Genomic DNA, 24,414 nt, shown 5'->3' with positions numbered 1-24,414 from the left:
ATGGCGGAAGCCGCACCCGAGGCAGCGACCACCACTGAGGCGACCCAGGACCCAGGCACCACCGACGGTGATGCTGCCCAGAGGATCGAACCGCCGAAGCTCCACCCGCTGCTGCGGTTCATCCTCATCAGGATCGGCATCTCGCTCCTCCTCATCTGGGGCGTGACGATCGTGACGTTCCTGCTCACGAACCTCGTGCCCACCGACCCGGTCGCCGCAATACTGGGCGACCGGGCGGCCGCGGACCCGGAGATCGTGGCGCAGACACGTGAGCGTCTCGGCCTCGACCAACCGCTCATCGTCCAGTACTTCACCTACCTGAGCAATCTGCTCCACGGGGACCTGGGAGTCTCCAACCAGACGCGCACCCCAGTGCTCGACTCGATCGGACAGGTCTTTCCCGCCTCGATCGAGCTCGGCATCGGTGCCATCCTCATCGCCGTCATCCTCGGGCTCCTGCTCGGTCTGCTCAGTGCGCTCAAGCAGAACACGATCGTCGACCATGCGATCCGCACTCTCAGCCTCATCGGCATCTCCGCCCCGACGTTCTGGATCGCGACCGTCGCCTACTTCGTGTTCTTCTTCAAACTCCGGGTCATCCCCGGCGCCGGCCGCCTCGACCCGTGGATCACTCCCCCGCCGAAGGTCACGGGACTCTACACACTCGATTCCCTGTTGGCCGGACAGATGGCGACCTTCACCAACGCATTCGGCCATCTCATCCTCCCCTCGTGTGTGCTCGCCCTGTTCACGATCGGACTGCTCACCCGCTTCTCCCGCTCGAGCGTGCTCGACATCATCAAGTTCGACTACGTCACTGCGGCGAAGGCCAAGGGCCTGCCCACCGGCACCGTCGTGTTCAAATACATCTTCCGCGGCGCCCTGGTCCCGATCATCACCGTCGTCGGACTCGCCTTCGGCTCTCTGCTCTCGGGAGCGGTGCTCACCGAGACGGTGTTCGCCTGGAACGGCCTCGGCCAATATGCCTATCGCGGGGCGACGACGCTCGACCTGCCCGTCATCATGGGGGTGGGCCTCGTCATCGGCATCGTCTACATCATCGTCAATTTCATCGTCGACCTGATCTACGGCTTCGTGGATCCGAGAGTGAGGGTGAGATGAGCATCGGCACTCCCAAATACTCAGCGGAGGGTTCCACCGGCGCCGAGGCGGCCACCCGTGATCCCCTCACCCCCGGTGTGAAGCGGTGGCAGCTGCGTTTCCCCAGGTCCCTGCGCACTCCGCTCGGATTCGTCGGTGCCGCCATCCTCCTCATCTGGCTGATCGTGGCGGTCTTCGCCCCGCTCATCGCCCCGTTCGATCCGCTGGCCCAGGACTTCCCTCGGCTCGCGGCACCCGGTAGTGAGAATCTGCTCGGCACAGACACTCTGGGCCGCGACGTGTTCTCACGCATCGTCGTCGCGGCGAGAACCACGCTTCCGGCCGCCGTGTTCGTCGTCATCTGCTCGGCGGTGCTCGGTTCGGTGCTCGGAGCGATCGCCGGGTACTTCGGACGCGCCGTCGACGAGATCATCATGCGCATCGCCGACCTCGTCTTCGCGTTCCCCACGATCATCCTCGCCATGGTCATCGCCGCAGCGCTGGGACCGGGGCTGAAGAACGCGATCATCGCGATCCTGCTCGTCTCCTGGCCCTCCTATGCCCGTGTCACCCGGTCTCTGGTTATGACGGCTCGCAGCAGCGAATACGTCATCGCCGGTCGCCTCCTCGGTTTCAGCGCCGGCCGCTCACTGGTCCGCGAGATCGCACCCAACGTCATCTCACCGGTCGTCGTGCTCGCCACCCTCGACGTCGGGTCCGCGATCCTCACGATGGCGGGGCTTTCGTTCCTGTCTCTGGGCGCGGTCCCGCCGACTCCCGACTGGGGCGCGATGATCAGCGAGGGCGTCTCACAGTTCGCCGCCTGGTGGATCGCGTTCTTCCCCGGCCTGTGCATCCTCACCATCGTCATGGCCTTCAACTTCATCGGCGACAGTCTGCGCGACACCCTCGACCCGCACACAGCACAGGAAGTCGGTGAGACGACATCATGAGCATGATCAGCATCAGAGACCTCAATCTCTCCGTCACCACCGGCAAGGAGACCTCACACATCCTCAAGGACGTCTCCTTCGACCTCGAGGCCAGACGGATCACCGGTGTCGCCGGCGCGTCCGGGTCCGGCAAGACGCAGACCGGGTTGGCCATCATGGGACTCTCCCCCGCCGGCGCGGAACTGAGCGGAAGCATCGACTTCGACGGTGTCGAACTCGTCGGAATGCCGGCCAAGGCCCACAACCGGCTGCGCGGGGCACAGCTGTCGATGGTGTTCCAGGATCCCGCCTCGGCGTTCCATCCCATGCTCACCGTGGGCGACCAGATCACCGACCATCTGCGGCATCACCAGAAGGTCTCGAAGAAGCAGGCGCTGGCGAAGGCCATCGACATCCTCGGCCGCACACGGGTTCCCCACCCCGATGAAGCCGTCCGCAAGTACCCGCATCAATTCTCCGGCGGGCAGCTGCAGCGGATCGCCTTCGCCTCGGCGATCATCTGCGATCCGAAGGTCCTCATCGCCGACGAACCGACCACGGCGCTCGACGTCACCGTGCAGGCCGGCATCCTCCGTCTCCTCCGTGAACTCTGCGACGACCTCGACCTCGCCGTCCTGCTCGTCACTCACGATTTCGGGGTGCTGTCCTCGGTCGCCGATTCCATCGTCGTGATGAAGAACGGCATCGTCGTCGAGACCGGTGACCGGGAGACCGTGATCACCGCGCCGAAACACGAATACACACGCTCGCTCATCGAATCGCTGCCGGGAGCGGAGGTCGCATCATGACGCCCGATGGTCACACCTCCACTCAGGCCCGCGACGAGTCCACCGCCGCCGGTGCCCCGCTGCTCGCCCTCGATTCCGTATCGTGCGAATACAAGCTCGACGGCGGCGGACGGTTCCGTGCGGTCGACGGGGTCTCCCTGCAGCTGGGCCGTTCCGAGGTGCTCGGACTCGTCGGCGAATCCGGCTGCGGGAAGTCCACTCTGGCGAAGCTCATCTGCGGGCTGGAGAAGCCGGCCGGAGGCTCTATCACCTTCGACGGCAGCCCGGTCAGAGCATTGGGTCTGAAGAAGCGGGCGAAGAGTCTGCTCGGCATTCAGATGGTGTTCCAGAACCCCTACGCGTCGCTCAATCCGCGGCGACGCATCCGTGATCAGCTCGAAGACGCTCTTGCCTTGGACCCGTCGGGGAGCTGGAGTGTCGAGTCGCTCCTCGAGGCTGTCGACCTGCCGAAGGACTCCGCGCAGCGGTATTCGCATTCGTTCTCCGGCGGACAACGACAGCGCATCGCGATCGCACGCGCCCTGGCGGCCGGGCCGAAGGTGCTCGTCGGCGATGAGCCGATCGCCTCTCTCGATGCGTTCCTGCAGGCTCGCATCGCTCGGATGATGCGCGATCTCGCCATCGACTCCGGGGCGTCGATGATCTTCATCAGCCACGATCTCTCCGTCGTCCGCGACATCGCTGACCGGGTCGCGGTCATGGAGGCCGGGCGCATCGTCGAGGTCGCACAGACCGCTGAGATCTGGAACGACCCCAAGCACCATTACACGAAGAAGCTGTTGGCCGCCATCCCCAAGGTCGACGGCAAGGGCATCATCCCCGGATGAACGGATCCGCGTCTCGACCGGGTCGAGAGCGCACACGGTCGGGGTGGGAAGGAGACTCAGCATGGTCACGCTGATCCGCGGGGCGGAGATCTTCGCCCCCGAACCGCTGGGAGTCCGCGACATCCTCGTCGAAGGTTCCCGCATCGCCCATATCGGTGAGGTGGATCCGGCCGGCATCGCCGCGTTGCCCGGTGCCCAGGTCATCGATGCCTCGGGACTCACCGCCTGCCCGGGTTTCATCGACCCGCATGTGCACATCACCGGCGGTGGCGGCGAAGGAGGCTATGCGACACGTACCCCGGAGATCGCCGTCACCGACATCATCCGTTCGGGTGTGACCACCGTCGTCGGCTGCCTCGGCACCGATTCCGTCACCCGCACGCATGCAGGTCTCCTCGCCAAGGCTCGGGGCCTCGAAGAAGAGGGGATCACGGCTTTCGTCTATACCGGAAGCTACCAGCTCCCGGCACGGACGATCACCGGATCGGTCGTCGACGACATCGTGCTCATCGACAGGGTCATCGGCGCCGGAGAGATCGCCGTGTCCGAACGACGTTCGTTCCAACCCACGATCGAGGCTCTCGCCGACATCGTCAGCCAGTGCCACGTCGGCGGACTGCTCAGCGGCAAGGCCGGTATCACGCACTTCCACGTCGGGTCCCATGAGTCCAGGCTCGCCCCTCTCCATCGCCTCCTCGATGACTACCCGATCGCGCCGCCAGCCGTCTACGCCACGCACATCACCCGGGATGAGGAGCTCTTAGCCGATGCCGTCGCGCTGGCGGCGAAGGGGGCCTTCGTCGATATGACGGCCGGTGCCTCGACCGTGGAATCGGTACGCAGATACGTCGAGCTCGGCGGTGATCTCGACCGGCTCACGCTGTCCTCGGATGCCAACGGAAGCCTGCCGCGGTTCGATGCTCAGGGTCGTCTGATCGACCTCACAGTGGCCGACCAGTCGACATTGTTTGAGCAGGTGTGGGCCTGCGCCGAGTCCAGCGGACTCTCCCTGTCCCAGGTGCTCGCCCTCGTCACCGCCAACACCGCCGACGCACTCAAGCTCTCCCGCAAGGGCCGGATCGCGCCCCGGCATGATGCCGACCTGCTGCTGTTCGATGAGGGCCGGACGTTCCGACACGGATTCGCTATGGGGCATCAGACCATCAGCTACGGTCGGCTGCAGGTCCGTGGGACGTTCGATGCGGCGCCTTCTCAGACAACACGATCTCAGTCGCCCCCGGGCCGCAGCGGCCGGGACTGACCTCAGTCGCGCTGGGCTCGGGCCGTTCTCCTCTGTGCGTATTCGCCGGGGCTGAATCCGGTGACGCGGAGGAAGTCGGCGTTGAAATGGGATTGGTCGAACCATCCGAAGCGTGCACCGAGGTCGGCCAGTGACTCGTCCCATCCGCGGTCGACGGCCCCGACGGCGTCGATGATCCGAGCCCGGGTGAGGATCTTCTTCGCTCCGACTCCGCAGTAGCGGCTGAACATCCTCTGCACCGTGCGTTCGGTGACACCGGCACGCTCGGAGAGCATTCTCAGGCTCACGACCTCCGGATCATCGAGGATGTCGAGCAGATGTTTCAGCCGCATATAACCCCCGGTCATCTGCGGTCGGCGGGAGAGCAGCCAGGACTCGACCGCCTCGGCGAGCGCGGAGATGTTCGGGCCGTCTGCCGAGCTGAAGTCCGACTCGGTCAGTCCCAGATCGGATTCGAGGGCGGGAAACCACTGTGCTGCGGGAACGGTGGTGTCGCGGATGTCGGCCGGCATCTGCCCGGAGAACGCCAGGGTCGCTCCGAGGTGGAAGTTCACCCCGAAGACTCCGCCGCGGCTGAAGATCCCGACGTCGAAGCGTCGCTGCGTCACCGGACCCGTCACCCACACTCCCGGTCCATCGGTGTTCGCCCGCCGGCTCGTCCCGTATTCGAAGGTCAGGTTGATCGTCGGCTCGGCGACCGTCGCCGTCTGGTAGCTCTCACCGTCGGGAAGATCCCAGTCGACGGCCCAATAGCGTTTGACGAAGGGGCGCAGGCGCTCCGCGACCACGCGGACCGACGAGTACTGCGCGTGCTCGAGCAGCTCCCCCGGCTTGAGGACGCGACCGTAGAGGTGATCGGGCGCCGGTGACGTATTTTTCCTAGAGACGACATCGTCCATGAGACAAGAATGTCAGACATGACCGACACACAGAACTCCACAGACCCGACCGACACCCTGCCGACCACTCCCGACACCACGGCCCAGTCTCCCATCGCCGCTCTGGCCATGGTCACTCTCGACGCCCCGGATGCCGCGGCGCTCGGCAGCTTCTACTCCGCCGTCATCGGGTGGCCGATCGCCTACTCGGATGAGAACTATGCGATGCTCACCGGACCCAGCCACGCTCTGGGCATCGGCACGATCCCTGACTACCAGCGCCCGGACTGGCCCGATGACGGGCACAAACAATTCCATCTCGACCTCGCAGCCGATGATGTCGAGGCCGCAGCCGACCGCTGCGTGGCCCTCGGCGCCACCCGCGCCGATCCGCAGCCCGGCGAGACCTGGGTCGTGCTCATCGACCCTGCCGGTCACCCGTTCTGCATCTCGGACGCGAAGAACTGGGGCTGAGCCACGGCACGATCAACAGTCGCGCTTCTCCGCCCGCACAATGTAGTGGGAGGCGTCGAGCCCGTCGATGAGGATCGTCGCCGTGTGCTTGTCGTTCCCACCGGCGACGAGCCAATTGGGTTTGAGCAGCCGGCGGGCACCTTCATGGTCGACCGTTGAGATGTCGAAGCCCATGCCGAGCTTGACCGTTCCGAGCACCTTCGTCCGGGCGAGCGACCGAGCGGTCCTCCGTGCGTCGGCCTGGCTCGGCACGTTCCGATGGTCGCCGACCTCACCGATGAGGTCGCTCCATTCCTCGGCAGTGCCGGCCTCGCCGGTCGGTGTGAAGTCAGCGATCACACCGCGACCGGACACCGCATTGATGAGGATGTCCATGCGCTGACCCCGACCGACCGCAGAGCGCCTCAGCAGACCGTGAGTGCGCACCGTGAGCGGCACCCACCAGAACGGATGAACGACTGCTCTGACCTCCGCGGTCGCGCCGGGGACCTTCCGCTGGAAGGCGGCGAGCGCCTCGGCGACGGTGATGTGCGGATTCATCCGCACCGGCAGCTGAATCTGCGAGGCGGCGGACGCCTGCGAACCGGTTCCGATATCGGCGCTCATCTCATGCGTCCTTCGGCACCTGAGAGGCCAGTGAATCATTCTGCCCGGTGAGCATGTGCGCGGGAATCGCTCCGATCTTGTCGGTCTCCTTCAGCGCCTCCACCACATGTACCGGCACCGGATGAGAGCGCTGGGTGGCCAGGGAGACGATGATGAGTGCGAGTGTCGAACACACGATGCCCACACCCATCGGGTCGACTCCGGTGACGTCGACGAGCCCGGTCAGCTGCCACACGACGGATGACACGGTCCCGGCGATCATCGACCAGATGGCTCCGGGCACGTTGGCCTTCTTCCACCAGGCAGCAGCGATGTAGACGGGGACGAAGGCGGCACCGAGGACGGTGGTAGAGAAGATGACCACCTCGGCGACGGCCGGCGGATCATTGACCGCCACGACATAGCCGATGATCGCGAGTACGAGCACGGTGAAGCGCGAGACCCATACCGACTGCTGATCCGACATGTCCTTCTTGACGAAGCGCTGGAACAGGTCCTGGCTGGCGATCGTGCCCGACTGCAGCAGCAGGGCATCCGCAGTCGACATGATCGCTGCCATGATTCCGGCCATCACGATGCCCACAGCGAAGTCCGGCAGCACTGTGTCGGCGACCTGGAAGACCGCCAGCTCAGGATTGTCCAGAGTGGGCAGCAGGATGAGTGCCATGATGCCGACGATGTAGGGCGCGGGGATGAACAGCAGGTTGAACCCGGTGGCGTACATGCTCGCGGTCCGCGCCACCGAGGGCCGCTTCATCGCCATGTGGCTGACGTTGACGTGCGGCCAGCCCATGTAGCCGATGGAGAAGACGAGGACCGCGCCGACGATGACGCCCCACTGCACGGATTCGATCCCGTCGGGGCCCCACATCGTCAGCAGGTTCGGGTTGATCTGCCCGACCGCCTCGTTGCCGGCCGTCCATCCGCCCACGGCCCGCAGAGTGCCGATGAGGATCCACACCATGCCGATGAGCATGATGATCGCCTGCACGAAGTCCGTGTAGGCCACGGCGAGGTAGCCGCCGAGGAACGTGTAGAAGACGATGACGCCGACGGCGATGAGCAGCGCCCAGGCGTAGGGGATGCCGGTGACCATCTCGAGGCCGCGACCGCCGGCGATGAATTGGCTCATGACGTAGAAGAAGATGCAGAAGACGGCGATCGGGGCCGCGATCGCGCGGATCCACTTCGACGGATAACGGTGCTCGAGGTATTCGATCGACGTCAGTGAGCCGAGAATCTGGGACAGCTTGCGCATCCGCCGTCCGAGGATGGACAAGTTGAGCACGCCGCCGCCGATGTCGCCCATCGCATACCACAGCGAGAAGTAGCCCTTCGTGTACGCCAGCGAGCCCGCTCCGAGAAACATGTACCCGGACATCGAGGAGGACTGCAGGCGCAGAGCGGTGACAGCCGGACCGAGGCTGCGGCCGCCGAGCAGGTAGCCTTCGCTGCCTTTCGACCCGATCTTGAGCGTCCACACGCCGATGCCAGCCATCGCGGCGAAGTAGATGACGAGGAACCAGGTTTCGATGTTCATGCCACTCCCCCGTTCGCCGAGGCTGCCCCACCGTCGGTCGCGCCTCCGCTGTTGCCGGACACCCGAGATTTGGCCAGGGCTTCGTCCTCGGCGATGTCTTCGGCCTTCCACCCGCGGGAGAGGACGACGAAGACCAGGGTGTAGATCACCCAGGCCACCGGAATGCCGAAGAGGATGACGACCGTCGCCGTCGGGAGACCGAACACGTTGACCACCTCGTTGTGTCGCAGGGAATCGAGATCCTGTGAGTGAGATTACAGTATTGTCCGAAGACCTTCACACCGGCGGGCGGAGTTCGCATGGTGGTCAACGACGCCGGCACCCCGACGGTTCTCCGGTCGGGCGGTTCTCTGGTCGGACTGCTTTCCGGCTGGGTTGTTCACCGCACTGTTCAGCCTCACTCCACGGTGAATTGGCGGTCGTGCAGACCGGTGGCGGCACCGGGAATGGCGGGCCGGCGCTGCGAGGTCTGGATGTTGCCGTCGGCGTCGATCGCGCGCACGCTCACCGTGTGCGTGTCCCGGCTCAGTCCGCTCAGCTCACACCGCCACTGCCGCCAGGTGTCGGCGGTGAGCTCCTCGCTGAGATCGGCGGTCTGCCAGTCGCCGTTGTCGACGCTCACCTGCACCTTCGCAATCCCCGTGTGCTGAGCCCAGGCCATGCCCGCTGTGATCACCCGTCCACCGTCCTTGGGCGTCACTGTGGCTCCGGGGCGCGGCACGTCGATGCGGGAGGCTACGAGCACCGGCCCGTGCGTGGACCAGCCGCGGGTCGTCCAATACGCTTCCTTGTCCGCGAATCGGGTGACCTCGAGGTCGGTCACCCATTTCGTCGCGGAGACGTACCCGTAGAGTCCCGGCACGACGAGGCGAGCCGGGTACCCGTGGTCGCGCGGCAGCGCGTGGCCGTTCATGCCCACCGCGAGCAGGGCGGCCCGGTTGTCGGTGAGCACCTCGAGCGGGGTGGAGGCGGTGAAACCGTCGTCGGAGCCCGAGAGCACCATGTCCGCCCCGGCCTTCGGCTTTGCCCGGGCGAGCAGGTCCCGGATCGGGTATCCCAGCCATTTCGCGTTGCCGACGAGATCCCCGCCCACTTCGTTCGACACACACGCCAGACTCACGTAGTGCTCCTCCAGCGGTAGGTCGAGCAGTTCGGCCATGGTGATCGTCACTTCGTGTTCGACGAGCCCGTGGATGCGCAGCTGCCACGTCCCGGCATCGACCGACGGCGGGATGAGCGCGGTGTCGATGCGGTAGAAATCCTGGTTCGCGGTCACCAGCGGGGTGAGCCCGGTAACGTCGAGTTCGGCCCCGGCAGGGATCTCCGGCGCCGAGGTGGCCGGACGGGGCAGGACGAGTCGCGTGACCGTGCCTGCCGCGCTGCGGGCCAGCGATGCGGCGGATTGGCCGGCGGCGACGGCGGCGATTCCGATCGCACCGAGCCCTGCGGCGAGTCCGAACAAGGCCCGCCGGTCAGGCTTCGACTCTCGCCCGGCGCATTCTCTCGTGACGGCATCCGAACTGTCTGCCGGCCGCGCGTCGAGACGTCCCGCCTCGCCGGATCCCGGCTGCCCCACCTCGTCGAAACCCTTCCGCCCGGCGCGATCATCAAGGTGCAGGAGCATGAGGTAGACGATCGTGCCGGCCACGACCCCGCCGAGTGTCGGCAGGGTGGCGGTCAGTTCGGAGCCGTTGGTCACAGTGAGCACGGCAGGCAACAGGCCGAATCCGATGAGCAGGACGATCGAGAGGCCCCGCCGGTTGACCCCGATCCAGCCGATGAGCGCTCCGAGCAGAGAGCCGACGATGACGATGGTGATGACCAGCGCGAGCTTGTCACCGGTGCCAAAGACCGCGATCGCCGCCTTGATGAGAGCGGTCGGCATGAGCGGGATGAGGATCTGGCCGAGGATGAGCGCTGGGGCCGAGACGATGCCGAGTCCGCGGGCGATGAGTTCGGCGGTGCCGAAGTAGATGACGGTGGCGACGATCCCGGCCAGGACGGAGGTAACCGTGCGACGGTCGGTCATCGCTCTTCGCCTCCCCCGCCCATCCTCATGCCAGCGCGCGGCGCAGACGCACGGCCGCCTCGGTGAGGGTGCGGATCTGGTCGTCCCGCTCGTCTTCGGACAGCCTTGCGGATGTGCTGAGTCCGTGCTCGAGGAGGACGACGACCTGGTCGGCAAGCGCGTGATCGCTCAGCCACGGAACCTCGCGTCCGGCCGAGGTGATGGAGGAGAACTCGGCGAGGGCGTCGATGATCGCCTGCCGCCTGCTGGGTGCGGTGGCGGTCGCCTCGTCGAGTTGGGCGGGGGTCAGCGAGATGATCCGGATGCGGAGTCGACGCACCTCGGTCTCGAGTTCCTCCGCGGCTGTGGTCATAGGCCTATGGTAGTCCTCGTCCTTCGGCCCGGCTCCGAGGTGGCGCTCAGCCGTCGGCCACCCACACGGTCATCGTCTCCTGGTAGGAGGCCAGGGCTTCGGGTCCGTTGTCGCGGCCCCAGAATCCGGACTGTCGCATTCCCCCGAACGGGGTCGCCTCGGTGCCTTCGCTGTAGCCGTTGACGGCGAGCGTGCCCACTCGGATCCGGTCGGCCCACCAGCGCACCCAGCCGATGTCCTCACACCACACGGTCGAGGCCAGGCCATAGGGCTCGTCGTTGATCAGGGACACTGCGGTTTCGCTGGTCTCGCAGCGGACCAGGTGGGTGACGGGGCCGAAGATCTCGCCGCTTCCGAGGCGGGTGTCATCGGGGACGGATTCGATGACGGTCGGCGGGTACCAGGTGCCGATGTCAGGCACCTCGGCGCGGGTGTTGACGATCCGCGCGCCTTGGTTCACGGCTTCGTCGACCCAGGCGGTGATCCGGTCGCGGGCTTTCGTGTTGATCACGGGACCGATGTCGGTCGTCGGATCGAAGGGGTCGCCGACGGTCAGTGCCTCGGTCGCGGCGATGAGGGTGGTGCGGAAGTCGGCGAAGCGCTCGTCGTCGGCACCGACGTAGATCACCCGCGAGGCGGCCGTGCAGTTCTGTCCGCTCGTGCCGAACGCGGCCCCGGCGATGTCAGCGGCGATAGCGGTGAAGTCACCGGCATGGTCGGCGTCGACGATGTACCCGGCCCGGCCGCCGAGTTCGAGCGAGACCTTCTTGAGGTTCGACCGGGCGGAGGATTCGAGGAAGGACCGCCCGACCGGGCCGGACCCGGTGAAGGTGAGCACGTCGATGTCCTCGTGCAGCCCCATGGCCGCGCCGATGCCCGGGCCCGTGCCGGTGAGCACGTTGAGGATGCCGTCGGGAACCCCGGCCTTCGCGGCGAGGCAGGCGAAGTGGAGGGCGCTGAGGGTTGAGTCCTCGGAGGTCTTGATGATCATCGCGTTCCCGGCGGCCAGCGCGGGGGCGACCTTCCAGCCGAGCATGGCGATGGGATAGTTCCACGGCAGGATCGCGGCGACGATGCCGGCGGGCACCTTCGTCACCCAGCCCCAACCGTCCGCGCTGCGCAGGTAGCGGCCGTCGTCGTGGGAGATGAGGGCGGCGGCGAAGCGCAGGTTCGCGACGACGTCGGGGACGTCCTCATCCACGCTGCCGGCGGCGACCTTCCCGGCTTCGACGGCGTCGAGGTAGGCGATCTCTGCGGCGTCGTCCTCGACGAGGTCGGCCAGTCGACGCAGCACGCGGGCGCGCAGCTTTGCGTCGCGAGCCCAGTCGGCGGTGTCGAAAGCAGTGCGTGCCCTTGTCACGGTCGTATCCAGTTGATGCCGGCTGGCCGCGGTGAGGCTGCCGAGGAGGGTTCCGTCGATCGGTGAGATGAGGTCGATCTGCTCGCCTTCACCCGTTTCGGCTCGGCCGCCGATCCACAGCCCGTTGTCGCCGTCGATGATGGAGTGCAGTGCGGCTTCGCCGCGGTCGAGCAGTGCCTGATTGGTCGTGGAATGATCGTTCATGGTCGTGTCGCTCATCGTTCCTCCTCCAGAGCGGCGATCGCCGTCATGAGTTCCGTCAGCGATTCGGAGTCGGCCGTCGGCAGCGGCGGGCGCACCGGCCCCTGTTCGTGGCCGCGGTGGCCGAGGGCCTGTTTGATGAGTGAGATGAACGCTGCGTTGCCTTCGATGAGGCCGAGCGCGGACCCGAGCCTCGTCCACAGCTCGACCGCACCTGCCCACTCCCCGGCGTCGGCGAGTGCCCAGAGTCGCTGGCAGTGCTCGGGAAGCAGCCACGCCGAGGCGGCCACCCATCCGCTGGCTCCCTGGGCGAAGCCTTCGAGTGCGATCCCGTCGGCGCCGACGAAGATCTCGATGTCCTGGCCCAGGCGATCACGCAGTTCGCGGATGCGTGTGGCCGCCCCCGAGGTCTCCTTCACGCTCCAGAGCCGACCGGTGTCGGCGAGGGCGGCGAGGTGGTCTGGGAGCAGGTCGGTGCCCGTGGAGTGCGGGTTGTTGTAGACCATGACCGGCACCTCAGCCCCGGCTAGTACGGGGTGCAGGGCAGCGATGACGGCATCGGGTTCGAGTCCGCCGTAGAAGGGCGGGGTGACCATGACAGCATCGGCTCCGCGGTCGGCGGCCTGGCTGATCTGCGCACTCATCTCGGTCGGGGTATAGGCCATGCAGCCGATGACGATATGGGCACGGGAGTCGACGGCGGAGACGATGGTCTTGATCTGGGCGTCGCGCTCGGCGGGAGTAAGGGCGAGGGCCTCCCCCGTGGCGCCGAGGCCGAGGATGCCGGTCACGCCCGCAGCGACGACCTCGTCGATGCGTCTGCTCAGTGCGTCGAGGTTCTGGGCTCCGTCCTCGGTGTAGGGAGTCGTGGGAACGGCGAAGACGCCGCGCATCGGATTCGTCATCGAATGGTCCTCTCAGGCGGTGAGGCAGCTGGTCCGGTCTTCGACGGTGAAGGCGGTCCTCCGACGGTCGTCGTCGGTATCTCAGACGATAGGCATAAAAGTGATCACAAGCAATGGGGCGGACCCGGTTGCCCTGTTTTCGATCGTTCCAGCATTGCTCGAGCCTCACTCCGGCCTCGTTCAAGGCTCCGCGCACTCTTCGAACCGTGCACCGGTGGACATCCGCGCTTCGCCTTGATCGACAGTCGCTACCGTGGGCACGGCCGCCTCGGCGAAACGATCCTGCTCATCGCGACGCTGCGTGGACTTCTGCGACTCTACACGGACGACGAAGGGCGGATCCCCCGGTTCGGGGATCCGCCCTTCGTTCAGTGCTCGGTCGCCACCCTCGAGTGTGCGGTGAGCGTCGTTCTCAATCTCTGTCGGCGGTCAGTCTCTGAAGTAGGAGATGAGGCGCAGGATCTCGACGTAGAGCCAGATGAGGGTGACCATGAGCGAGAACGCGCACATCCAGGAGTACTTCTCCGGGATCTTGTGCTTGACGCCCTCTTCGATCATCTGGAAGTCCATGATCAGGGTCATCGCGGCGAGCACGGTGGCGACGATGCCGATGACGATGCCCAGCGGAATACCGAAGATCTCCATGCTGCGGACTCCGCCGGTGCCGAAGGCCAGCCCGAAGACGAGGTTCACGATCGAGAAGATCGCATAACCGCCGACGGCGATCATCATGAACTTCATCATCTTCGAGCCGAAGCGCACGCCCTTGAACTTGAAGAGGGCGAGCATGACGCCGAAGACGCTGAGCGTGGCGAGCACGGCCTGGACGACGATGCCGGAGTACATGCTCTCGAAGATCGAGGAGATGCCGCCGAGGAACACGCCCTCGAATGCGGCGTAGCCGATGATCAGGGCCTTGCTCGGTTCCTTCTTGAAGGCGTTGACCAAGCCGAGGACGAGGCCGACGAGCATCGCCGGGAAGGCGAGCATCGGCACGAACCAGCCGAGGACGGCACCGGCGAGGAGGATGGTGAAGAGCACGCCGGTCTTCATCATCACATCGTCATAGGTCATCGCCCGGTCGGCGACCTGCGGACCGGCGTTGCGGTTCTCCGCGGCCGGCTGGTTGAACAGGTTGTTGAGTTCCTGATCGGACATGACCGGCTGATTGTGTCCGGCCTGGGCGCCCTGGTTGATCGCCCGGTTCATCATGGGGTTACTCACGGTCGAGATCCTTTCGATCTGAGTAGACTGCTCGCGCCGACGCGGTGTCACGCAAGTGGGTGATTCTTGATTCAGTCTAGCGACAACACCTGGACGGACACTGAAATTCCCGGCACCGCCCCGGCAGGCGTTGCACGATCGTAATCCCTGGAGGTCTCGGGATGGTCGGGGTCGCCGACCGCGCTGCATTTCCAGCGGGCTGCCCCTCTTCGATCGCCGCCGCACCCCGTGGCGGCTCAGCCCATGTGGTAGCCGGTCGCTGAGCCCGGGCCCCATGGGATTCCCGTGGCCCACCAGATGAAGAACAGCAGACCCCAGAAGACGAACATCGCAAACGACAGCGGGATCGTGAACGACAGGAGGGTGCCGATGCCGGCGTCCTTCCGGTAGCGCTGGATGAAGCCGAGCACGAGGACGAAGTAGGGGCTCATCGGGGAGATGATGTTCGTCGTCGAGTCGCCGATGCGGTAAAGCGCCTGCGTCGTCTCCGGCGAGATCGAGAGCAGCATGAACATCGGCACGAGGACCGGGGCCATGAGCGTCCACAGGCCCGAACCCGAAGTGAGGAACATCGCGCCGAGCGCGGTGAGCAGCCAGCCGCCCAGCAGGATGACGAACGTGCCGGTGTTGAGCGCGCCGAAGAACTCTGCGCCCTTGATCGCCAGGATCTCGCCGAGGTTGGACATCGTGAACAGCGCAAGGAACTGGCTGGCCGCGAAGAAGAGGACGATGACAGGCACGAACGGCAACAGCCCCTTGGCCATCATCTCCGGGATGTCCGCGGTCGTCTTGATCGTCCCTGTCGCGCAGCCGTAGACGATGCCGACGAGGAAGAAACCGACACCGATGATACCGGCGATTCCTGCCATCAGTCCGGATTCGGGGCCGAAGCCTCCGGCCTCGTCCCGGAGGAACGAGTCGGCGGGCAGAGCGAGGAAGAAGAGGATCGCCGCGCAGACGACGATGGCGAGCACAGCGAAGACCATGCCGCGCTTCTCTTTGGGCTCGAGGTCCATCGTGACGTCGAAGTTCTCCGGATCGTTCTCGTCCTCGGGGTCGAGTTCGATCTGGTCGGCGCGTTTGGTCAGCAGCAGCTCGGTCATCAGGGTGATGGCGGCAGCGACGACGAACATGGACACGAAGTTGAAGTAGAAGTTCGCGACCGGGCTGACCGTGTAGCTGTCGTCGATGATGTGGGCCGCGGAGGTCGAGAGGCCGCCGAGGATGGTGTCGAGGGAGTTGACCATCGGTGCGGCCGAATACCCTCCCGAGGTCGCGGCATAGGCGACGACGCAGCCGAGCAGCGGGTTGCGGCCGACGGCTTTGAAGGCGAGCCCGCCGAGGGGGATCATGATCATGTACGAGGCGTCGGAGGCGATCGACGAGGCGGTGCCGGCGAGCGCGACGATGAACGTGATCCACTTCGGCGAGGCCCCGGCGATGGTTCCGCGCAGCATCGCGGCGATGAGCCCGGACTGTTCGGCCACGGCCACGCCGAGGAGGACGATGATGACGAGTCCCAGCGGTGGGAAGGTGACGAAGTTGTTCGTCGCTCCGGCCACGATCTCGCGCAGCGATTCGGTGCTGAACAGGTTCGTCACCGCCACCGTCTTATCCGTCGCGGGGTTGACCGCGCTCAGTCCCGTGGCGGAGAAGATCGCGGAGAGGATCATGACGATGACGGCCAGGGAGAGGAACAGCCAGAACGGGTGGGGCAGCTTGTTGCCGACCTTCTCGATGACGACGAGCAGGCGCATCAGCCAGTTGAGGTCTGATGAACCGCTGTGCTTCTCACCGGTTGCTGAGGTGGTGCTCGACATGGGATCTCCTCGGTCGTGGGCGCACCGGGCGGTGCGTCGGCCCGCGTGATGCGCATGTGAGCGCAATCACGTCGAAGAGACAAGTGTCGTAGACAATCGCCGTTGTGTCACGGCGATCTCATATTCCGGAAGCGCCGAGGCGGCTCATCGTCGCGCGGTCCGATTCCCGAGCGACCGGTCCTCTCTCCTGGCGGCGGGCCTGTTCGCCCGGACAATGACGAAGCGCGCCGATCACAGTGTGACTGCGGTCGGCGCGCTTGTCGGTGTGCGCTGGGGTCAGCGCTCCACGTCACCTCGGATGAAGGCTTCGACCGCCTCGTGGGCGGCGTCGTCGTCCTGCTGCTCCGGGGGCGACTTCATGAAGTAGGAGGAGGCGGAGATGAGTGCTCCGCCGATGCCGCGGTCGAGTCCGATCTTCGCCGCACGCACGGCGTCGATGATCACGCCGGCGGAGTTCGGGGAGTCCCAGACCTCGAGCTTGTACTCCAGCGCCACGGGGGCGTCGCCGAAGTTGCGTCCTTCGAGGCGGACGAAAGCCCACTTGCGGTCGTCGAGCCATTCGACGTAATCGCTGGGACCGATGTGAACGTCGCGGTCGGACAGCTGGGCCGAGGTGATCGAGGTCACGGCCTGCGTCTTGGAGATCTTCTTCGACTCCAGACGCTGACGCTCCAGCATGTTCTTGAAGTCCATGTTGCCGCCGACATTGAGCTGGTAGGTCCGGTCGAGGACGACGCCGCGGTCTTCGAACAGCTTCGCCATCACCCGGTGCGTGATGGTCGCACCGATCTGGGACTTGATGTCGTCGCCGACGATGGGAACACCGGCGGCGCGGAACTTCTCGTCCCATTCCTTGGTGCCGGCGATGAAGACGGGCAGGGCGTTGACGAAGGCGACCTTCGCGTCGATGGCGGCCTGCGCGTAGAACTCGACGGCCTCCTGGGATCCGACCGGCAGGTAGCACACGAGCACGTCAGCCTCGGCGTCCTTGAGAGCCTTGACGACGTCGACGGGGTCACGGTCGGATTCGACGATCGTGTCGCGGTAGTACTGTCCGAGTCCGTCGAGGGTGGGCCCGCGCAGGACCTCGATGCCGGTCGGTTCGACGTCGGCGAGCTTGATGGTGTTGTTCTCACTGGCCGTGATCGCCTCGGCGATGTCCACGCCGACCTTCTTGCCGTCGACGTCGAAGGCGGCGACGAAATCGATGTCACCGACGTGATAGTCCCCGAACTCCACGTGCATGAGACCGGGAACCTTCGTCCCTGGGGACGCGTTCCGGTAGTACTCCACACCTTGGATCAGGGACGAGGCGCAGTTGCCCAATCCGGCAATCGCGACTCGAATCGATTTCGTTCCCACAGTTCTCCTTTGTCGTTTCGGGCCTCACCCGAGTGTCAGGTTTCCCGAGGTTACAAGGGATTGCGTGCCTCGTATATTCCTGACTGAGTCCGGATTTCGACCGGACCCAACTATTCATCTTAGACTCCCCGTCAAAGCGGCGAGGCATGGGTCCCTCCGAGCCGAGCGTCCCGGTGAACCCAGTGTGTCCGTTCAGCTGACGACGAGCGGCTCGAGCACCAGATCAGGGTGGTTCTTCTCCACGCCCTGCAGCCGCCAGCGGTCGGAGAACAGTGCGAGCAGTTCGCCGTCGGAGCGATGGAGGACCTCGACGCTGCGTTCGCGGGCCAGGGTCGGCACACAGTCGGGGGTGGTGCGCCTGGCCAGGGAGAAGTTGAGGCGCTCGAGGCTGCAGGGGGCATTGAACTCGTTGGTCATCCGGTCTTCGGCGACCTCGAACTGCATCGGACCGACCGCGCCGAGGACCGGAGCCTGATCGCCGCGCAGATCCGAGCGCAGGACCTGGATGACGCCTTCGTGATCGAGCTGTTCGATGCCGCGGCGGAACTGCTTGTACTTCGAAGAGTCCTTGGCTCTGATGACCATGAAGTGTTCGGGTGAGAACGTCGGGATGCCCGGGAACTCGACCTTCTTGTCCAGGTAGAGCGAGTCGCCCACGCGCAGTGCGGAGGCGTTGACGAGTCCGACGACATCACCGGGGAAGGCTTCGTCGACGACGTCGCGGTCGCGTCCGAAAACCTGCTGAGCGTACTTCGTGGCAAAGGGCTTGCCGGTCGCGGCATGGGTGAGCACGGTGCCGCGCTCGAAGACTCCCGAACAGACGCGGATATAGGCCAACCGGTCACGGTGGTTCGAATCCATGCCTGCCTGGACCTTGAAGACGAAGCCGGAGAACGGAGCGTCGACGGGACGCGGGACTCCCTCCTTGTCCGGGCGCGCCTCGGCGGCGGGTGCCAGATCGACGAGAAGGTCGAGGAGTTTGTGGATGCCGAAGTTGAGCACCGCGGAAGCGAACATGACCGGGGTCGACTTCCCGGCGAGGAAGGTCTCCTGATCGTGGATCTGGTCTTCCATCTCCAGGAGTTCGGACTCGTCGACAGCGGTGGCCCAGGCATCGCCTTCGAGGTCCGCGGCCGCCTCGGCGGAGTAGGTCTCCTCCCCTGCGATGGTGGCACCGCCATCGGTGCGGGTGTACTTCGTGTACTCGCCGGTGAGGCGGTCGAGGACACCGCGGAAGTCGCCGGACTGGCCGACGGGCCAGGTGATCGGGGTGGGGAGCAGCCCGGTGCGCTGTTGGACCTCGTCCATGAGTTCGAGCGCGTCGAGGCCGGGACGGTCCCATTTGTTGACGACGGTGATGATCGGGATGTTGCGGTGGGCGCAGACCTCGAAGAGCTTCATCGTCTGCGCCTCGAGTCCTTTGGCGGCGTCGATGAGCATGACGGCGCAGTCGACGGCCGAGAGCACTCGGTAGGTGTCCTCAGAGAAGTCCGCGTGTCCGGGGGTGTCGACGAGGTTGAAGACGGCGTCGCGGTACTCGAACTGCAGCGCGGCCGAGGAGATCGAGATGCCGCGATCCTGCTCCATCTGCATCCAGTCGGAGACGGTGGCGCGGCGCCCGGCCTTGCCGTGGGTGGCTCCGGCCTGACCGATCGCACGGGCGTGCAGGGCAAGCGCCTCGGTGGTCGTCGACTTACCTGCGTCGGGGTGGGAGATGACAGCGAACGTGCGGCGGCGCGCCGCTTCTCGTCGGATGTCCTTATCGGAATACTGGCCGGAAGTCACCGCAATATCCTATCGTTCTTCTCCTGCCGCCGCCTTGTCCGGTCGGTCACAGTGGATTTCGGGGCCGTGCAAGGCGGCATTCGAGGTGTCCGCGCTGTCCGAGCCGAGATGGGTACATCGCGGAACGGCCGAAGTGAGCATCGCACTGTTGGCATTGCGTCCAGCGTCCTGTCGGCATTGCGTCCAGCGTCCTGTCGGAATCGGCCCATATGCTGGTGGCGATGTCTGAGGAATATGTCGATTACGCCGGCCGTTCGGAGCCGAAGGAACGTTGGCTCAAGGCCCTGCCGCTCATCCTGGCCGGCGTCCTCGGCGCCCCGCTGCTCGCGTTCGCGATCATGTTCTCGTGGCAGATCGCTCAGGTGACCAGTTACATCTTCGATCTGGGCACCTCGGGCTGGGAAGCCTTCGCGATGGTGATGCTCAGCCTCTCCGGTGCCTTCTTCGTGATCTTCTGGATCGCGTTCCTCTTCATCGGCTCTCGTCGACGCACGTGTAAGTGGCGGATCTGGTGGGCGGCGGCCGCATTCCTCGTCGCTGCTGCGCTGCCGCTCTGGGCGCTGGCCGACAAACTGATCCATCCTGGGGCCTGAGCGGCACACCCTACAGTTCGCGACATTCCCTACCGACAACCCGTCGCCCGGCGGAGCCAGCCGAGATCAGAGCTGCGCGAGCACCTTGGCGATGCGCTTCTCGGACACCGGGTGAGCGGTGCCCAGCGAATTCGCGAACAGTGACACCCGCAGCTCCTCGACCATGGCCACGACCTCGACCCACTCTCGCGGCAGTGACACGATCAGCTGCGCCCACTCGGCCTTCGCCAGCGGCGGGAACCGGTTGCCGATCTTCTTGGACACATCGTCACTGACACCGGTGACGCGGTCCATGAACTGTTTGTCCCGGATCGGCGAATCCTGCATCCCGCCGATGCGCACGACCTCTGCCTGAACCCAGCGCGGCAGTTGAGCCAGCATCTCGGGCGTCATCGCCGCGACCGCCTCGGCGCTCACATGCGAGGCCCGCCAAGCCTGCACGTCGGCGAGGTTCGACAGGATGACCAGCGATGACGCCTTCGACACGAGCTTGTCGAGTTCGGTGGCCGCCTTGAGCGCCCTGACCAGGGACGGCAGCAGTGACGAGCAGGTGAGCGGCAGCTGCGCGTGGACGTGCGTGCGCAGCTGATCGAACTCTGCCTCCGTGGCCACCCATGAAGACTCGGCCGGTCCCAGCCTGTCGTCGACGAGCCCGCGGATTCCCACCCGGACGAGGCCGGTGAGCAGTTCGTCGGAGGACTTCTGGTGCCCGGCGAGGATGAGCTTCTCCTCGGTCGTCAGCCCGTCCTGCAGATACTTCAGCGCCTCATTCGCCTGCAGTGCCAGCAGCGTGATGAGTCCCTCCCGGGTAGCCAGCCGCGCTTCGAGGGCGGTGTCGAAGGCCACGAGGTCGACCGACTGCTGACGGGCGGCAAGCCCGGGGACGACCCCGGCCGAAGCCTCATCAGGATCGCCGAGGCTGCCGAACGTCCAGCCGGTGAGTCCCGTCTTCGGGGAGAACGATGATTGCTTCTGCCTGGCCTTGCGCACTTGCGGCTTCGCTCGTGTGGTCAGGGTGGCAAGATCCTCGCCGAGTCCGACGGTCTTCTTCCCGTCGACGACGCGGAAGGTCAGTCGCAGATGCGCGGGGATCCGGTCCCGGTCGAAGTCCGAGGCGGTGACCGTGATCGGCACCAGATCGTTCAGCCCTCCCCCGCCGGCGCGTTCGCTCAGGTGGGCGGCCAGCACCTCCGGCAGGCTGCCCTGGTAGGGGGTGAGCGCGGGCAGAATGTCGCGAGCGACATCGGGGGCGGGGACGAAGTAGCGTCGTTTGTTCTTCGGCAGCGACCGGATGTAGGCGGCGACGAGCTCTTCCCGCAGCCCGGGCACCTGCCAGGAGAACTCGTCGACGTCGACGGCGGGCACCGCCTCGGCGGGGATCTCCACCGTGACCCCGTCCTCGGTGCTGCCGGGGTCGAACGAGTACCGCAGCTTCGCCTGCGTACCGTCGGCGAGCTCCCATTCCATCGGGAAATCATCGGCGACCGAGGCGGTGAGCTCCTCACTGTCATCGCTGAGCAGCACCGAGGTGGTCAGGTCGAGCAGGTGCGCGTCGCGTCGCTTCTGCTTCTTCCACCAGGACCGGAAATCCGCCGCCGAGGTGACCCCTTCCGGGATCCGTTCAGCGAAGAATTCGTAGAGGGCATCGTCCTGGTCGAGTACGCGCCGGTTCCGTGTCCGTGAGGCCAGTTCCTCGGCCTCCGCGATGACCGCGGCATTGTGGTCGAGGAAACCGAAGCGTTCGTGCCAGTCGCCTTCGATGAGGCCCTTGCGGATGAACATGTCGCGAGCACCGTCCCGGTCGAAGGTGCCGTAGCCGACGCGGCGGTCGCTGACGAGAGTGACCCCGTAGAGGGAGATCTTCTCGTAGACCATCGACGCTCCGGCTTTCGTCGACCAGTGCGGGTCGGAATGCTGGCGGGTGACCAGGTCGCCTGCGGCTTCGACGACCCAGTCGGGGTCGATCGCGGCGACGGTGCGGGCCCAGAGGCGGGAGGTCTCGACGAGTTCGGCGGCCATGACGAAGTCCGGGTTGACCTTGAACAGGCCGGATCCGGGGAAGATCGCGAAGCGGGTGCCGCGGGCTCCCTGGTAGTCCTTGTGACGTTCGGATCTCGAACCGATCATCGTCAGCAGCCCCGTGAGCAGGGCGCGGTGGATGGCGGCGGCATGCGGGTCGAGTTTCGCGGCGGCGACCTGCTTACCTGCGTCTCCGACGCCACCGGTGACCGCTGGCTTCTTCGCACTGCGTTTCGCGGCGCTGAGTTCGGCGAAGCCGATCTTGCCCTTCGCCCCGGGACCGCGCTGCGTCTGACCGGTGCCGTCGGCCGCCTCGGCGCTCCTGGCAGCCTTGGCGCCGTCGGCCGCCTCGGTGCCGTGGATCGCGACGGCGGGCCCATCTGCCTCATCGCTGCCTGCCGGGTGCCAGACCGATCTGTCGATGCGGATGCCTGCCGAGCCGAGCAGGGAGCGCAGCTGACCGACGAGGTCCTGCCATTCGCGGATGCGCACGAAGTTGAGGAACTCGTCTCTGCAGCGGCGCCGGAACTTCGATGACCCCATATCGGCCTGCAGGCTCTGCAGGTAGTTCCACAGGTTGAGGTAGGACAGGAAGTCGCTGCCGCGGTGGGTGAAGCGCGCATGTTTCTCATCGGCGGCAGCACGTAATTCCGCTGGACGTTCCCGGGGATCCTGGATGGACAGGGCTGCCACGATCACGGTGACCTCTCCCCCGCAGCCGGCCTCCGCGCCGGCGATGACGATGCGGGCCAGGCGGGGGTCGATCGGCAGCACGGTGAGCTTCCGACCGATCTCGGTGACGGTGATCCTGCCGGTGCTGTCGCTGGTCAGCGCCCCGAGCTCGGCGAGCATCGTGCGTCCGTCGCGGACGGCACGGGCGTCGGGCGGGGTGAGGAACGGGAAGTCGAGGATCTCCTCATCGCTCGAGGCGAACCCGAGCGAGGCCATCTGCAGGATGACGCTGGCGAGGTTGGTGCGCAGGATCTCGGGGTCGGTGAACTCGGGACGGGAGTCGAAGTCGGTTTCCGAGTACAGGCGGATGCAGATGCCCTCGCTCGTGCGGCCCGACCGGCCCTTGCGCTGGTTGGCGCTCGCCTGTGAGATCCGTTCGATCGGCAGTCTCTGCACCCGGGTGCGGTTGGAGTACCGGGAGATGCGGGCGGTGCCGACGTCGATGACGTATTTGATGCCGGGCACCGTCAGCGAGGTCTCGGCGACGTTCGTGGCCAGCACGATGCGGGGTCGCGAATGCGGTTGGAAGACTTTCTGCTGCTCCCCAGCCGAGAGCCTGGCGAACAGCGGCACGACCTCCCAATTGCTCATCCGCGGACGTCTGCGCAGGTGGTCGGTCAGGGCGTCGGCGGTGTCGCGGATCTCGCGTTCGCCGGAGAGGAAGACGAGGATGTCTCCGGGTTCTTCGGCTGCGAGTTCGTCGACGGCTGCGATGATGCCGTCGGTCTGCTCCTCGACCCCGGTCTCGAAGCTGCCGGAATCGCCGGGTCCGTCGACGTCGTCATCGTCGTCTTCGTCGACGAGGGCCCGGTAGCGGACCTCGACGGGGTAGGTCCGGCCTTCGACGGAGATGATCGGGGCGTCGTCGAAGTGCGCGGAGAAGGACTCCGGGTCGATCGTCGCCGAGGTGATGATGACCTTGAGGTCCGGCCGCCGGGACAGCACCTCTTTGAGGTAGCCGAGGAGGAAGTCGATGTTGAGGCTGCGTTCGTGGGCCTCGTCGATGATGATGACTTCGTAGTCGCGCAGAAGCTTGTCTCGGGAGAGCTCGGAGAGCAGGATGCCGTCGGTCATCACCTTCACACGAGTGGAGTCAGCGACCTGCGCGGTGAAGCGCACCTGATACCCGATGGTGTTCCCGAGGTCCTCGCCGAGTTCGTCGGCGATGCGTTCGGCCACGGTCCGTGCGGCGATCCGCCGAGGTTGGGTGTGGCCGATGAGCCCGTCGACGCCGAGGCCGAGTTCGAGGCAGATCTTCGGCAGCTGCGTGGTCTTGCCCGATCCGGTCTCACCGGCGATGATGACGACCTGGTTGTCCCGGACCGCCTCGGCGATCTCGTCCTTCGCGGCGGTGACGGGCAGGTCCGCGGGGTAGGTGACGTCGACCGTGTGCGCCGCGCGGGCGTCTTTGAGCCGGGCACGTCGCTGCTGGTGGTGGGCCGCGGTGGACTTCCGTCGCTGGCCGGTCGATCCGCGTTGCCCGCGTCGCCGAGGCGAGCGCTTCGCCCGCGGAGTCGACGAATCAGTCTGCGCGTCGGGACGCGGTGTCGACGATGCTGAGTTCTCCTGTGCCATTGCAGTCACCAGCTTAGCCGTAGCCGCAA

20 protein-coding genes are annotated in these 24,414 nt (G+C 65.9%); 7 read left to right on the top strand and 13 right to left on the bottom strand.

Going from position 1 to position 24,414, the window contains the following annotated elements:
- The 5 genes from J9314_RS06810 (at window position 1) to iadA (ending at window position 4,930) form a co-directional block, all read left to right on the top strand.
- Complete coding sequence (locus tag J9314_RS06810; RefSeq protein WP_246490650.1) at window positions 1-1,122, top strand: ABC transporter permease; 1,122 nt, start codon at window positions 1-3, stop codon at window positions 1,120-1,122.
- Window positions 1,119-2,054, top strand: coding sequence for an ABC transporter permease (locus tag J9314_RS06805; RefSeq protein ID WP_181275528.1), 936 nt, complete (start codon window positions 1,119-1,121; stop codon window positions 2,052-2,054). The genes J9314_RS06810 and J9314_RS06805 overlap by 4 nt, the downstream gene beginning before the upstream one ends.
- Entirely contained in the window at window positions 2,051-2,842 is a 792-nt protein-coding gene (locus J9314_RS06800) for an ABC transporter ATP-binding protein (RefSeq protein WP_210605055.1), read from the top strand. The genes J9314_RS06805 and J9314_RS06800 overlap by 4 nt, the downstream gene beginning before the upstream one ends.
- Window positions 2,839-3,669, top strand: coding sequence for an ABC transporter ATP-binding protein (locus tag J9314_RS06795; protein WP_210605054.1), 831 nt, complete (start codon window positions 2,839-2,841; stop codon window positions 3,667-3,669). The genes J9314_RS06800 and J9314_RS06795 overlap by 4 nt, the downstream gene beginning before the upstream one ends.
- 61 nt (window positions 3,670-3,730) lie before the next feature.
- Entirely contained in the window at window positions 3,731-4,930 is a 1,200-nt protein-coding gene (iadA, locus tag J9314_RS06790) for a beta-aspartyl-peptidase (RefSeq protein WP_210605053.1), read from the top strand.
- 2 nt (window positions 4,931-4,932) lie between these two features.
- Here the strand turns inward: iadA and J9314_RS06785 are convergent, their stop codons facing one another.
- Window positions 4,933-5,829 (bottom strand): helix-turn-helix domain-containing protein, encoded by an 897-nt coding sequence (locus J9314_RS06785; protein ID WP_210605052.1) that lies wholly within the window; start codon window positions 5,827-5,829, stop codon window positions 4,933-4,935.
- 18 nt (window positions 5,830-5,847) lie between these two features.
- On the opposite strand from J9314_RS06785, the gene J9314_RS06780 reads away from it, so the two are divergent.
- Window positions 5,848-6,282, top strand: a complete 435-nt coding sequence (locus J9314_RS06780) for a VOC family protein (protein ID WP_246490649.1) — start codon at window positions 5,848-5,850, stop codon at window positions 6,280-6,282.
- A 12-nt stretch (window positions 6,283-6,294) separates the two neighbouring features.
- On the opposite strand, the gene J9314_RS06775 is transcribed toward J9314_RS06780, so the two are convergent.
- From J9314_RS06775 to J9314_RS06725, 11 genes are all read right to left on the bottom strand, one after another.
- Window positions 6,295-6,888 (bottom strand): hypothetical protein, encoded by a 594-nt coding sequence (locus tag J9314_RS06775; RefSeq protein ID WP_210605051.1) that lies wholly within the window; start codon window positions 6,886-6,888, stop codon window positions 6,295-6,297.
- Between the two features lies 1 nt (window position 6,889).
- Window positions 6,890-8,428, bottom strand: coding sequence for a sodium/proline symporter (locus J9314_RS06770; protein WP_210605050.1), 1,539 nt, complete (start codon window positions 8,426-8,428; stop codon window positions 6,890-6,892).
- Entirely contained in the window at window positions 8,425-8,634 is a 210-nt protein-coding gene (locus J9314_RS06765; protein WP_210605049.1) for a hypothetical protein, read from the bottom strand. The genes J9314_RS06770 and J9314_RS06765 overlap by 4 nt, the downstream gene beginning before the upstream one ends.
- Before the next feature lie 191 nt (window positions 8,635-8,825).
- A complete protein-coding gene (locus tag J9314_RS06760; protein ID WP_210605048.1) occupies window positions 8,826-10,457 on the bottom strand; it encodes a molybdopterin-dependent oxidoreductase in 1,632 nt (543 codons plus the stop codon).
- Between the two features lie 25 nt (window positions 10,458-10,482).
- Window positions 10,483-10,809, bottom strand: coding sequence for a hypothetical protein (locus J9314_RS06755; protein WP_210605047.1), 327 nt, complete (start codon window positions 10,807-10,809; stop codon window positions 10,483-10,485).
- Between the two features lie 46 nt (window positions 10,810-10,855).
- Window positions 10,856-12,388, bottom strand: a complete 1,533-nt coding sequence (locus tag J9314_RS06750) for an aldehyde dehydrogenase family protein (protein WP_210605046.1) — start codon at window positions 12,386-12,388, stop codon at window positions 10,856-10,858.
- A complete protein-coding gene (locus J9314_RS06745; protein ID WP_210605045.1) occupies window positions 12,385-13,275 on the bottom strand; it encodes a dihydrodipicolinate synthase family protein in 891 nt (296 codons plus the stop codon). The genes J9314_RS06750 and J9314_RS06745 overlap by 4 nt, the downstream gene beginning before the upstream one ends.
- A gap of 429 nt (window positions 13,276-13,704) precedes the next feature.
- Window positions 13,705-14,487 (bottom strand): Bax inhibitor-1/YccA family protein, encoded by a 783-nt coding sequence (locus J9314_RS06740; protein ID WP_210605569.1) that lies wholly within the window; start codon window positions 14,485-14,487, stop codon window positions 13,705-13,707.
- Between the two features lie 248 nt (window positions 14,488-14,735).
- Window positions 14,736-16,319: an AbgT family transporter gene (locus J9314_RS06735; RefSeq protein WP_210605044.1), complete on the bottom strand. Its 1,584-nt coding sequence runs from the start codon at window positions 16,317-16,319 to the stop codon at window positions 14,736-14,738.
- A gap of 276 nt (window positions 16,320-16,595) precedes the next feature.
- Window positions 16,596-17,681 (bottom strand): inositol-3-phosphate synthase, encoded by a 1,086-nt coding sequence (locus J9314_RS06730; protein WP_210605043.1) that lies wholly within the window; start codon window positions 17,679-17,681, stop codon window positions 16,596-16,598.
- A 192-nt stretch (window positions 17,682-17,873) separates the two neighbouring features.
- Window positions 17,874-19,466 carry a peptide chain release factor 3 gene (locus tag J9314_RS06725; protein ID WP_210605042.1) on the bottom strand — a complete coding sequence of 531 codons (1,593 nt, stop codon included), beginning with the start codon at window positions 19,464-19,466 and terminating at the stop codon, window positions 17,874-17,876.
- Window positions 19,467-19,687: 221 nt separating this feature from the next.
- On the opposite strand from J9314_RS06725, the gene J9314_RS06720 reads away from it, so the two are divergent.
- Entirely contained in the window at window positions 19,688-20,059 is a 372-nt protein-coding gene (locus J9314_RS06720; RefSeq protein ID WP_210605041.1) for an Asp23/Gls24 family envelope stress response protein, read from the top strand.
- A 66-nt stretch (window positions 20,060-20,125) separates the two neighbouring features.
- Here the strand turns inward: J9314_RS06720 and hrpA are convergent, their stop codons facing one another.
- Entirely contained in the window at window positions 20,126-24,385 is a 4,260-nt protein-coding gene (gene hrpA / locus J9314_RS06715; RefSeq protein ID WP_210605040.1) for an ATP-dependent RNA helicase HrpA, read from the bottom strand.
- Window positions 24,386-24,414 lie beyond the last annotated feature (29 nt).

The organism is Brevibacterium oceani (assembly GCF_017948325.1).
GTDB lineage: Bacteria > Actinomycetota > Actinomycetes > Actinomycetales > Brevibacteriaceae > Brevibacterium > Brevibacterium oceani.
This window is presented reverse-complemented; position numbering and strand designations above follow the sequence as displayed.

Excerpts from the sequence above, each read along its gene's own strand:
- J9314_RS06760 (WP_210605048.1), bottom strand. The coding sequence starts at position 10,457 with ATGACCGACCGTCGCACGGTTACCTCCGTCCTGGCCGGGATCGTCGCC.
- J9314_RS06780 (WP_246490649.1), top strand. The coding sequence starts at position 5,848 with ATGACCGACACACAGAACTCCACAGACCCGACCGACACCCTGCCGACC.
- iadA (WP_210605053.1), top strand. The coding sequence starts at position 3,731 with ATGGTCACGCTGATCCGCGGGGCGGAGATCTTCGCCCCCGAACCGCTG.
- J9314_RS06750 (WP_210605046.1), bottom strand. The coding sequence starts at position 12,388 with ATGAGCGACACGACCATGAACGATCATTCCACGACCAATCAGGCACTG.
- J9314_RS06755 (WP_210605047.1), bottom strand. The coding sequence starts at position 10,809 with ATGACCACAGCCGCGGAGGAACTCGAGACCGAGGTGCGTCGACTCCGC.
- hrpA (WP_210605040.1), bottom strand. The coding sequence starts at position 24,385 with ATGGCACAGGAGAACTCAGCATCGTCGACACCGCGTCCCGACGCGCAG.
- J9314_RS06805 (WP_181275528.1), top strand. The coding sequence starts at position 1,119 with ATGAGCATCGGCACTCCCAAATACTCAGCGGAGGGTTCCACCGGCGCC.
- J9314_RS06740 (WP_210605569.1), bottom strand. The coding sequence starts at position 14,487 with ATGATGAACCGGGCGATCAACCAGGGCGCCCAGGCCGGACACAATCAG.
- J9314_RS06785 (WP_210605052.1), bottom strand. The coding sequence starts at position 5,829 with ATGGACGATGTCGTCTCTAGGAAAAATACGTCACCGGCGCCCGATCAC.
- J9314_RS06800 (WP_210605055.1), top strand. The coding sequence starts at position 2,051 with ATGAGCATGATCAGCATCAGAGACCTCAATCTCTCCGTCACCACCGGC.
- J9314_RS06735 (WP_210605044.1), bottom strand. The coding sequence starts at position 16,319 with ATGTCGAGCACCACCTCAGCAACCGGTGAGAAGCACAGCGGTTCATCA.
- J9314_RS06745 (WP_210605045.1), bottom strand. The coding sequence starts at position 13,275 with ATGACGAATCCGATGCGCGGCGTCTTCGCCGTTCCCACGACTCCCTAC.
- J9314_RS06810 (WP_246490650.1), top strand. The coding sequence starts at position 1 with ATGGCGGAAGCCGCACCCGAGGCAGCGACCACCACTGAGGCGACCCAG.
- J9314_RS06770 (WP_210605050.1), bottom strand. The coding sequence starts at position 8,428 with ATGAACATCGAAACCTGGTTCCTCGTCATCTACTTCGCCGCGATGGCT.
- J9314_RS06775 (WP_210605051.1), bottom strand. The coding sequence starts at position 6,888 with ATGAGCGCCGATATCGGAACCGGTTCGCAGGCGTCCGCCGCCTCGCAG.
- J9314_RS06795 (WP_210605054.1), top strand. The coding sequence starts at position 2,839 with ATGACGCCCGATGGTCACACCTCCACTCAGGCCCGCGACGAGTCCACC.
- J9314_RS06720 (WP_210605041.1), top strand. The coding sequence starts at position 19,688 with ATGTCTGAGGAATATGTCGATTACGCCGGCCGTTCGGAGCCGAAGGAA.